Origin of the sequence: Burkholderia sp. Ac-20379, assembly GCF_017104645.1 — a bacterium.
Lineage (GTDB): Bacteria > Pseudomonadota > Gammaproteobacteria > Burkholderiales > Burkholderiaceae > Burkholderia.
The window spans coordinates 19,838-29,908 of record NZ_JAAGPF010000066.1; the positions used below are offsets into that span (position 1 = coordinate 19,838).

The 10,071-nt window shown below is 65.2% G+C and carries 9 protein-coding genes and 1 pseudogene; 7 read left to right on the forward strand and 3 right to left on the reverse strand.

Annotated elements, in window-relative coordinates:
* Nucleotides 1-97: 97 nt before the first annotated feature.
* On the reverse strand, nucleotides 98-913 hold the full coding sequence (locus tag G3N92_RS11770) for a pyruvate, water dikinase regulatory protein (protein ID WP_206127647.1): 816 nt from the start codon (nucleotides 911-913) through the stop codon (nucleotides 98-100).
* Between the two features lie 447 nt (nucleotides 914-1,360).
* Between G3N92_RS11770 and ppsA the strand changes: the two genes are divergently transcribed.
* From ppsA to G3N92_RS11785, 3 genes are all read left to right on the forward strand, one after another.
* A complete protein-coding gene (ppsA, locus tag G3N92_RS11775) occupies nucleotides 1,361-3,763 on the forward strand; it encodes a phosphoenolpyruvate synthase (RefSeq protein ID WP_206127648.1) in 2,403 nt (800 codons plus the stop codon).
* Between the two features lie 111 nt (nucleotides 3,764-3,874).
* Nucleotides 3,875-4,315: an NfeD family protein gene (locus G3N92_RS11780; protein ID WP_206127649.1), complete on the forward strand. Its 441-nt coding sequence runs from the start codon at nucleotides 3,875-3,877 to the stop codon at nucleotides 4,313-4,315.
* A gap of 46 nt (nucleotides 4,316-4,361) precedes the next feature.
* Nucleotides 4,362-5,297: an SPFH domain-containing protein gene (locus G3N92_RS11785; RefSeq protein WP_206127650.1), complete on the forward strand. Its 936-nt coding sequence runs from the start codon at nucleotides 4,362-4,364 to the stop codon at nucleotides 5,295-5,297.
* A 115-nt stretch (nucleotides 5,298-5,412) separates the two neighbouring features.
* Here the strand turns inward: G3N92_RS11785 and smpB are convergent, their stop codons facing one another.
* Nucleotides 5,413-5,865 carry an SsrA-binding protein SmpB gene (gene smpB, locus G3N92_RS11790; protein ID WP_206127651.1) on the reverse strand — a complete coding sequence of 151 codons (453 nt, stop codon included), beginning with the start codon at nucleotides 5,863-5,865 and terminating at the stop codon, nucleotides 5,413-5,415.
* Nucleotides 5,866-5,959: 94 nt separating this feature from the next.
* Here smpB and G3N92_RS11795 point away from each other — a divergent pair, with 94 nt between their 5' ends.
* Both G3N92_RS11795 and G3N92_RS11800 read left to right on the forward strand, forming a co-directional pair.
* Complete coding sequence (locus tag G3N92_RS11795; RefSeq protein WP_206127652.1) at nucleotides 5,960-6,397, forward strand: type II toxin-antitoxin system RatA family toxin; 438 nt, start codon at nucleotides 5,960-5,962, stop codon at nucleotides 6,395-6,397.
* A 2-nt stretch (nucleotides 6,398-6,399) separates the two neighbouring features.
* Nucleotides 6,400-6,723 carry an RnfH family protein gene (locus G3N92_RS11800; RefSeq protein WP_206127653.1) on the forward strand — a complete coding sequence of 108 codons (324 nt, stop codon included), beginning with the start codon at nucleotides 6,400-6,402 and terminating at the stop codon, nucleotides 6,721-6,723.
* Nucleotides 6,724-6,834: 111 nt separating this feature from the next.
* Here the strand turns inward: G3N92_RS11800 and G3N92_RS11805 are convergent, their stop codons facing one another.
* Nucleotides 6,835-7,827, reverse strand: coding sequence for a DMT family transporter (locus G3N92_RS11805; RefSeq protein WP_206127654.1), 993 nt, complete (start codon nucleotides 7,825-7,827; stop codon nucleotides 6,835-6,837).
* Nucleotides 7,828-8,194: 367 nt separating this feature from the next.
* Here G3N92_RS11805 and guaB point away from each other — a divergent pair, with 367 nt between their 5' ends.
* Both guaB and G3N92_RS11815 read left to right on the forward strand, forming a co-directional pair.
* Nucleotides 8,195-9,655 carry an IMP dehydrogenase gene (gene guaB / locus G3N92_RS11810; RefSeq protein WP_206127655.1) on the forward strand — a complete coding sequence of 487 codons (1,461 nt, stop codon included), beginning with the start codon at nucleotides 8,195-8,197 and terminating at the stop codon, nucleotides 9,653-9,655.
* A gap of 6 nt (nucleotides 9,656-9,661) precedes the next feature.
* A pseudogene (locus G3N92_RS11815) lies at nucleotides 9,662-10,071 on the forward strand (hypothetical protein); the annotation flags it as partial.

Genomic DNA, 10,071 nt, shown 5'->3' on the forward strand with positions numbered 1-10,071 from the left:
GTTCGGAACGATGTAGCGAAAAACGGCGGGGTCACCGAAGCAGTGACCCCGCCGTTTTTTCATACACGCGTCGCGGGGCGCGGTTCGCCCGTATCCGTCAGTACGACAGATGGTCGAGCTTGATTTCCTGCAGGATCGTCGTGGCGATTTCCTCGATCGACTTGTGTGTCGACGACAGCCAACTGATCCCTTCGCGCCGCATCATCGCCTCGGCCTCGTTGATTTCGTAGCGGCAATTCTCGGGCGATGCGTACTTGCTGCCGGGGCGGCGCTCGTTGCGGATCTCGGAAAGCCGCTGCGGATCGATCGACAGCCCGAACAGCTTGGTGCGATGGCTCGCCAGTTCGCCGGGCAGCCTGCCGCGCTCGAAATCCTCGGGGATCAGCGGATAGTTGGCCGCCTTCACGCCGTACTGCATCGCCAGGTAGAGGCTGGTCGGTGTCTTGCCGCTGCGCGACACGCCCACCAGGATCACATCGGCTTCGGCCAGGTTGCGGTCCGACTGGCCGTCGTCGTGCGCGAGCGAGAAGTTGATCGCCTCGATCCGGGTCTTGTATTCCTCGGTGTCGGCGTTCTGGTGGCCGCGGCCCATCGCATGGGTCGACTTGAGCTGCAGCTCCTGTTCGAGCGGTTCCACGAAGCGCTGGAACATGTCGAGCACCAGCGCGTTGGAGCGCTTCACGATCTCGTTCGATTCGCTGTCCACCAGCGTGGTGAACACGATCGGGCGGCGCCCGTCGAGCTGCGCCGCGTCGTTGATCTTCTGCACCGTCAGATACGCCTTGTCGAGCGAGTCGACGAACGGCACGCGCACATGCCGGAATTTCTGGTCGAACTGGGACAGGATCGAGTGTGCGAAGGTTTCGGCGGTGATCCCGGTGCCGTCGGAGACGATGAAAACGGTAGGAAGCATGAATCGTGAGCGCGAACGTGCGGCGATGGCGGCCTCGTGCGGGCCGGAAGCGGCCATTCTAGCAGGGCGTGGGGGCGCCGTTCGGGCCGCGCGGGCCGTGCCCGGCGGGCGTGCCGACGATGGTCGCGCCCGGATTTCGACGCCCGCGCCGCACGTCGATTGTCACATCGCCCACGCGGCACGGTAGAATAGCGGCCAACCTGTTGGATAAGCCGTTGTGGAAAAGCCGTCATGTTCGCGACTTTTTTACCGAGGCTGGCTTGAGTTCCCGGCAAATTGGGCGATTTGTCTGTTATTTCGTCCTTCTGCCGGGATTTTTACAAGCTGCGCCGGTTCTGGCGACCGCTTATCCAACAGGTCGTGCGATGCGCGCTCCCGCTTCTTACAAGCGGCCGCGCCCGAGCCCAATCGCCCGATCGTGAATTCTTTTCACACTTAGGGGCTTGTATGACTAACGCAGCAAACGTCGCAAAGGACCAGGCGTATGTAATCCCGTTCGAGCAGTTGCGGATGACCGATGTCGAGATCGTCGGGGGCAAGAATGCCTCCCTCGGCGAAATGATCAGCCAGCTTTCGCAAGCTGGCGTTCGCGTACCCACGGGTTTCGCGACGACGGCACTTGCGTTCCGCGACTTCCTCGCTCACAACGACCTCACCGATCGCATCGCGAAACGCCTCGAGTCGCTCGATATCGACGACGTGAAGGCGCTCGCCGTCGCGGGCGGTGAAATCCGCAAGTGGATCGTCGACGCACCGCTGCAGCCGCGTCTCGAGGCCGAAATCCGCGAACAGTTCGTCGTGCTGTGCAACAGCTCGCCCGAAGAACTGTCGTTCGCCGTGCGTTCGTCGGCCACCGCCGAGGATCTGCCGGACGCCTCGTTCGCCGGTCAGCAGGAATCCTATCTGAACGTCGTCGGCATCGAAGACGTGCTCGACCGCATGAAGCACGTGTTCGCGTCGCTCTACAACGACCGCGCGATCTCGTACCGCGTCCACAAGGGCTTCACGCACGCCGAAGTGGCGCTGTCGGCCGGCGTGCAACGCATGGTTCGTTCGGACGTCGGCGCGGCCGGCGTGATGTTCACGATCGATACCGAATCGGGCTTCAAGGACGCCGTGTTCGTCACGTCGAGCTATGGCCTGGGCGAAACCGTCGTGCAGGGCGCCGTGAATCCGGACGAGTTCTACGTCTTCAAGACCACGCTCGCGCAGGACAAATACCCGATCATCCGCCGCTCGATCGGCTCGAAGCTGATCAAGATGGAATTCACGCAGCCGGGCGAGCCGGGCCGCGTGAAGACGGTCGACGTGCCGGGCGAGCAGCGCAACCGCTACTCGATCACCGATGAAGACGTGATCGAGCTGGCCAAGTACGCCGTCATCATCGAAAAGCACTACGCGCGTCCGATGGACATCGAGTGGGGCAAGGACGGCCGCGACGGCAAGATCTTCATCCTTCAGGCGCGTCCGGAAACGGTCAAGAGCCAGGCAAGCGGCAAGGCCGAGCAGCGCTTCAAGCTCAAGGGCCAGTCGCAAGTGCTGGCGACGGGCCGCGCGATCGGCCAGAAGATCGGTGCGGGCCCCGTGCGCGTGATCAACGATCCGTCGGAAATGGATCGCGTGCAGCCGGGCGACGTGCTGGTGGCCGACATGACCGACCCGAACTGGGAGCCGGTGATGAAGCGCGCCGCGGCGATCGTCACGAACCGCGGCGGCCGTACCTGCCACGCGGCGATCATCGCGCGCGAACTGGGCGTGCCGGCCGTGGTCGGCTGCGGCGATGCCACCGACGTGCTGAAGGACGGCGCGCTGGTGACGGTGTCGTGCTCGGAAGGCGACGAGGGCAAGATCTACGACGGCCTGCTCGAAACCGAAGTGACCGAAGTGCAGCGCGGCGAACTGCCGGCCGTTCCGGTCAAGATCATGATGAACGTCGGCAACCCGCAGCTCGCCTTCGATTTCTCGCAACTGCCGAACGCCGGTGTCGGCCTCGCGCGTCTCGAGTTCATCATCAACAACAACATCGGCGTTCACCCGAAGGCGATCCTCGAGTATCCGAACATCGATGCGGATCTGAAGAAGGCCGTCGAAAGCGTCGCGCGCGGCCACGCCTCGCCGCGTGCGTTCTACGTCGACAAGCTGATGGAAGGCATCGCCACGATCGGCGCGGCGTTCTATCCGAAGCCCGTGATCGTGCGTCTGTCCGACTTCAAGTCGAACGAGTACAAGAAGCTGATCGGCGGTTCGCGCTACGAGCCGGACGAGGAAAACCCGATGCTGGGTTTCCGCGGCGCCTCGCGCTACATCGCGGAAGATTTCGCGCAGGCCTTCGAAATGGAATGCATCGCGCTCAAGCGCGTGCGTGACGAGATGGGCCTGACGAACGTCGAGATCATGGTGCCGTTCGTGCGGACCGTGAAGCAGGCGGAGCGCGTGGTCGGTCTGCTGGCCAAGTACGGCCTCAAGCGCGGCGAAAACGGCCTGCGCCTGATCATGATGTGCGAAGTGCCGTCGAACGCGATCCTGGCCGAGCAGTTCCTCGAGCACTTCGACGGCTTCTCGATCGGCTCGAACGACCTGACGCAGCTCACGCTCGGCCTCGACCGCGATTCGGGCATGGAACTGCTGGCTGTCGATTTCGACGAACGCGATCCGGCCGTCAAGTTCATGCTCAAGCGCGCGATCGATGCGTGCCGCAAGCTCGACAAGTACGTCGGCATCTGCGGCCAGGGCCCGTCCGATCACCCGGATTTCGCACAATGGCTGACCGAAGAGGGCATCCTGTCGATCTCGCTGAACCCGGACACGGTCATCGATACGTGGCAGGCGCTGGCCAAGTCGGCGAAGTAAGGCACGTTTGATCGGGCTCGCCGGCTTATGCGGCGGCGGCCCGGTACCGGCACGCGACTGTGCTATAAACACCCCGGTCACTACCGGGGTGTTTTCGTTTCGGAGGTCGGAATGTTGTCGAGCCAACTGTTCTGGTGGTTAGGCGTCGGCGTGCTGGTGATCGCCGAACTGATGTCGGGTACCTTCTATCTGCTGATGATCGCGATCGGCTGCATGGCCGGTGGCCTCGTGCATCTGGCGGGCGGTGCGCCGCATCTGCAACTGGCCGCGGCGGCGCTCGTCGCGCTGGTGCTGGTGGCGGTGCTGCGTCGCATCACGCGCGGGCGGCGCCAGCAGCCGCGCCGCGACGCGGCCACCAATCCCGACGTCAATCTCGACATCGGCGCCACCGTTGCGGTGGCGCACTGGCAGAACCGTCGTGCCCGCGTACCGTATCGCGGCGCCGACTGGGACGTCGAACTCGCCGCCGGCGAGCGCGACGATGCGCAGCTCTACGAGGTGCGCGCGTTACGGGGCAACTGCCTGATCGTCGGCGCCAAGGCCCGGAGCTGAGCGCCGGGGCGCCGTTCGGTCTGCATAACAAGAGAGAGGCTAATTCATGAGTGCACTGATTTTCTGGGCCGTGGTACTTGTCATCGCGTTCGTGATCGTGTCCAAAACGGTCAAGATCGTGCCGCAGCAACACGCGTGGGTGCTCGAACGCTTCGGCCGCTATCACGCGACGCTGTCGCCGGGGCTGAACATCGTGCTGCCGTTCGTCGACCGCATTGCCTATCAGCACATCCTCAAGGAAATCCCGCTCGACGTGCCGAGCCAGGTCTGCATCACGCGCGACAACACGCAACTCCAGGTGGACGGCGTGCTGTACTTCCAGGTCACCGACCCGATGAAGGCGTCGTACGGGTCGAGCAATTTCGTGCTGGCGATCACGCAACTGTCGCAAACCACGCTGCGCTCGGTGATCGGCAAGCTCGAGCTCGACAAGACCTTCGAGGAACGCGATTTCATCAATCACAGCATCGTGTCGTCGCTCGACGAAGCCGCGTCGAACTGGGGCGTCAAGGTGCTGCGCTACGAGATCAAGGATCTGACGCCGCCGAAGGAAATCCTGCACGCGATGCAGGCGCAGATCACGGCCGAGCGCGAGAAGCGCGCGCTGGTGGCGGCCTCCGAGGGGCGCAAGCAGGAGCAGATCAACCTGGCCTCGGGCGCGCGCGAGGCGGCGATCCAGAAATCCGAAGGCGAGCGGCAGGCCGCGATCAATCAGGCGCAGGGCGAGGCTTCGGCGATCCTGGCGGTGGCCGAGGCCAATGCCGAGGCGATCCGCAAGATCGCCGACGCGATCCAGTCGCAGGGCGGCATGGACGCCGTGAACCTGAAGGTGGCCGAGCAGTACGTGGGCGCGTTCGGCAATCTGGCCAAGCAGGGCAATACGCTGATCGTGCCGTCGAACATGTCCGATCTCAGCACGGCGATCGCTTCGGCGCTGGCGATCGTCAAGCACGGCACGCCGGGCGCGGCGGCCAAGGGCTGAGTGAAGCGGCTTCGCCCGCTATCGGCGTGTATCAAAACGAAATGGCCCGCTGCAAGCGGGCCATTCGTCCTTGCGGGGCAGGGCGGGAGAGCCCGGAGCCCGGGCCGCCCGTTTGCTAGGCGCGCGCGCCGTCGCGCATGATCCGCGCCTTTTCGCGTTCCCAGTCGCGCTTCTTCTCGGTTTCGCGCTTGTCGTGCAGCTTCTTGCCCTTGGCGAGGCCGATCTCGCATTTGACCCGGCCGCCCTTGTAGTGGAAGTTCAGCGGCACGAGCGTGTAGCCGCGCTGCTCGACCTTGCCGATCAGTTTCTTGATCTCGTCACGATGCAGCAGTAGCTTGCGCGTGCGGACCGGGTCGGGCTGGATGTGCGTCGACGCTTCCGGCAGCGGGCTGATATGGGTGCCGATCAGGAAGATTTCGGCGTTCTTGACGATCACGTAGCCTTCCTTGATCTGGCCACGGCCGGCGCGCAAGGCCTTGACCTCCCATCCTTCGAGCACGAGCCCCGCTTCATAGCGTTCTTCGATGTGGTAGTCGAAGAATGCCTTTCTGTTGTCTATGATGCTCATGAAAGGAAATGGCCAACTCGTTTAAAATCGCGATTTTAGCAAAGCGGGGCGCAGTTGGCCCGGCTTGGCCTCCACTCTTGATGCCGCGAGATTTATGGCAGATGTCCACAAAACCGTATTGATCCGCCATTCGGCGGAACAGATGTTCGACCTCGTGACCGACGTGGCCGATTACCCGAACTTCCTGCCCTGGTGCGGCGGCGTCGAAGTGCGCCGTCAGGACGACACCGGCATGGAGGCGCGGATCGACATCAACTTCAAGGGAATCCGGCAGCACTTCGCGACCCGCAACACGCAGGAGCGGCCGCATCGCATCGACATGGAGTTCGCCGACGGCCCGTTCAAGAACTTCACGGGCTACTGGCGCTTCACGCCGCTGCGCGCCGATGCCTGCAAGATCGAGTTCTCGCTGCACTACGAATTCACCAACGTGATCCTCGAGAAGATCATCGGCCCGGTGTTTAGCCACATCGCCAATACGTTCGTCGATTCGTTCGTGAAGCGCGCCGACCAGCGCTACGGGAAGGGCTGAGCATGCTGGCCGTTCAGGTGTGTTACGCGCTGCCGACTTGCCAGACGCTGATCGACGTGTCGTTGCCCGACAGCGCCACGGTGCGCGACGCGATCGAGGCGAGCGGCATCGTCGCCCGGCATCCCGAGATCGACGTCAGCGTGGCGAAAACCGGCGTGTTCGGCAAGCTTGCGCCGCTCGACGCCGCGCTGCACGATGGCGACCGCGTGGAAATCTACCGGCCGCTGATCGTCGATCCGAAGGCGGCGCGCCAGCGCCGCGTCGACAAAACCCGCCGCGAGGGCTCGATCGAGGGCCGCAAGTGGATGCCGAAGGATTCGCGCTGAGCCTTTCCGGCTGGCGCTGCCGGGCTTGCCTTCCAGGGCAGGTTCCCGGCTGATTCATCCCACGATTGCATTGCTGCGGCGCCCGGCTTCGGTTCGGCGCCGCGCCGCGCATCAATGCACCGTGCGGTGTCGTTCGTCCGGCTGTTCGAGGTTGGGGCTGCCCGGCCCGGCGGCGGGCGGCGCGGCATCGCCGTGGCGGCGCACCGCGCCGTAAACGCCGGCCAGCAATAGCGCCAGCGCGGCAATCTCGAGCCCGCGCGGCATCCGCGCTTCGAACACGAAGCCGTACAGCATTGCGAACACGGTTTCGAACACGATCAACTGGCCCGTCAGCGTCAGCGGCAGGCGCTTCGACGCCGCATTCCACAGACCATTGCCGAGCCACGACGCACCGATCGCCAGTGCGAGGTTCAGCAGCCAGAACAGCGGCCAGCCGCCGGCGGCCGGCATCGCGACCGTGCCGGACGGCAGCATGGCCAGCACCAGCCACGCCAGCGCGCCCGCCAACCCCGTGACGATGCCCCACAGCGCCGACCATTCGTTGCCGTCGAAGCGGTGGTGGCGGCGCAGATAGCGCGCATTGGCGACGGCGTACCAGGTCCAGCTGATCAGCGCGCCGACGGCGCAGGCGATGCCGGTCAGCTTGTCGAGCGCCGAGGTGGCCTGCGCCGCGCTCGACGTGAACAGGTCGACGTTGATGCAGACAATGCCGGCCGCGACCAGCGCGAGCGGCAGGGCGAGCCGGCGCAGCGGCACGGCATCGGCGTCGCGCATCCCCGCGAACGTGACCGTGACGGGCAGCACGCCGACGATCAGCGAGGCGGGCGCGATGCCGATCAGGTGGACGGCGCTGGCGAGCAGCATGTAGTAGCCGAGGTTGCCCACCAGCGCGAGCTGCACGAGCGCGACCAGATCCTCGCGCGTCAGGCGCGCGAGCAGCGAGCGCGCCATCGGCAGCGCCACGACGGCCGACACGAGCCCGTACATGGTGTAGCGGCCGGCGCTGAGCGCCAGCGGCGAGATGTCGGCGAGCAGCCTGGGCACCAGAAACACCATGCCCCAGAGGGCGCCGGCCAATACTCCGTACATGACTCCGCGCTGCATGACGACCTTCCTTGCACTGACTGAAACGATAAGAGCGCGGAGCGTAACGGTTCGTGCGTGCGTTCGTCTTGTCGAATTCTGCATGGGGCGCGGATTGTCGGGCGATGCCGCCGGCCAGCGCCGATGCGCCGCAGGCGGCGTGTCCCTGTTCGTCCCAGGGGCTTTCCCGGCCGCCCGGGCGGTTCGACGGCCTCCGAAGCCGCGGATTTTCGTATCCGAACATCGCCGCGCGGGCGCGAAATCCGGACGAACCTGCCGCGAAGCGCAAACCGAACGCCGCGCCGGGCGGGCCGCTAAGCCGTTGTTCGGGTGGTGAAAATCCGCGCGGTATCGCGTATAATCTGCTTTTGCGCCCATAGGATTTGCCATGCGTCTTATCCAAAAAGCACTCACGTTCGATGACGTGCTCCTCGTCCCGGCGTTCTCCGACGTCCTGCCGCGCGACACCAGTCTCAAGACCCAGCTCACCCGCAACATCGCCCTGAACATGCCGCTCGTATCCGCCGCCATGGATACGGTGACGGAAGGCCGCCTCGCCATCGCGATGGCGCAGCAGGGCGGCGTTGGTATCGTCCACAAGAACCTCACGCCCGCCGAACAGGCGCGCGAAGTCGCGAAGGTCAAGCGTTTCGAGTCCGGCGTGGTCCGCGACCCGATCACGGTGCCGCCGTCGATGAAGGTGCGCGACGTGATCGACCTGTCGCGCCAGCATGGCATTTCGGGCTTCCCGGTCGTCGAAGGCCAGCAACTGGTCGGCATCGTGACGAACCGCGACCTGCGTTTCGAATCGCGTCTCGACGAGCCGGTCAAGTCGATCATGACCACGCGCGAGCGCCTCGTCACCGTCAAGGAAGGCACGCCGCTCGCCGAAGCGAAGGCGCTGATGCACAGCCACCGCCTGGAGCGCGTGCTGGTCGTCAACGACGCGTTCGACCTGCGCGGCCTGATGACCGTGAAGGACATCACCAAGCAAACCGAACACCCGGAAGCCTGCAAGGACGAACACGGCAAGCTGCGCGTGGGCGCGGCGGTCGGCGTCGGCGCCGATAACGAAGAGCGCGTCGAGCTGCTGGTGCAGGCCGGCGTGGACGTGATCGTCGTCGATACGGCGCACGGCCACAGCAAGGGCGTGCTCGAGCGCGTGCGCTGGGTCAAGCAGAACTTCCCGCACGTCGAAGTGATCGGCGGCAACATCGCCACCGCGGCCGCCGCCAAGGCGCTGGTCGAGTACGGCGCGGATGCGGTCAAGGTCGGCATCGGCCCCGGTTCGATCTGCACGACGCGGATCGTCGCCGGCGTGGGCGTGCCGCAGATCAGCGCGATCGCCAATGTGTCGGAAGCGCTGCGCGGCACGGGCGTGCCGTGTATCGCCGACGGCGGCGTGCGCTTCTCGGGCGACGTGTCGAAGGCGCTGGCCGCCGGCGCGAACGCCGTGATGATGGGCAGCATGTTCGCCGGCACGGAAGAAGCGCCGGGCGACGTGTTCCTGTATCAAGGCCGTCAGTACAAGTCGTATCGCGGCATGGGTTCGGTTGGCGCGATGAAGGACGGCGCGGCCGATCGCTACTTCCAGGACAACTCCGCGAACATCGACAAGCTCGTGCCGGAAGGCATCGAAGGCCGCGTCGCCTACAAGGGCTCGGTCAACGCGATCCTGTTCCAACTGGTCGGCGGCGTGCGCGCCAGCATGGGCTACTGCGGTTGCCGCACCATCGCCGAGATGCACGAGAAGGCCGAGTTCGTCCAGATCACGGCCGCCGGCATGCGCGAGTCGCATGTGCATGACGTGCAAATCACCAAGGAAGCCCCCAACTACCACGTGGACTGATCGCTCATGAAGCCATTGCTGCGCGTCGTACTCGTCATCGATGCCCTGCTGCTGCTCGCAGGCGGTGTGCTGTTCGTGCTGACGCCCTGGAAGGGGCTGTACGACGCGCTGCAACTGATTCAGGTCGATCCGCCGATGGTGGGGCAGGCGTTCGGCATTGCGCTGCTCGGCCTCGCGTGGCTCGCGTTTCACGCGTCGGTCAACGGCGATTTGACGTCCGGCGTCGCCCGCGCGGTTGGCCATGTGAACTGGCTGATCGGCGTGGTGATGCTGGTCTGGCTGATCGGCTTGCACCGGCCCGCGCTGACCGCGTTCGGCCAGCTCGTGTCGGTCGCGACGGCCGCGCTGCTGGTCGTGCTCGGGCTGATCGGCGCGCGGCTCGCCACCACGGTGCGCAAGCGCGAGCGCGTGCGGGC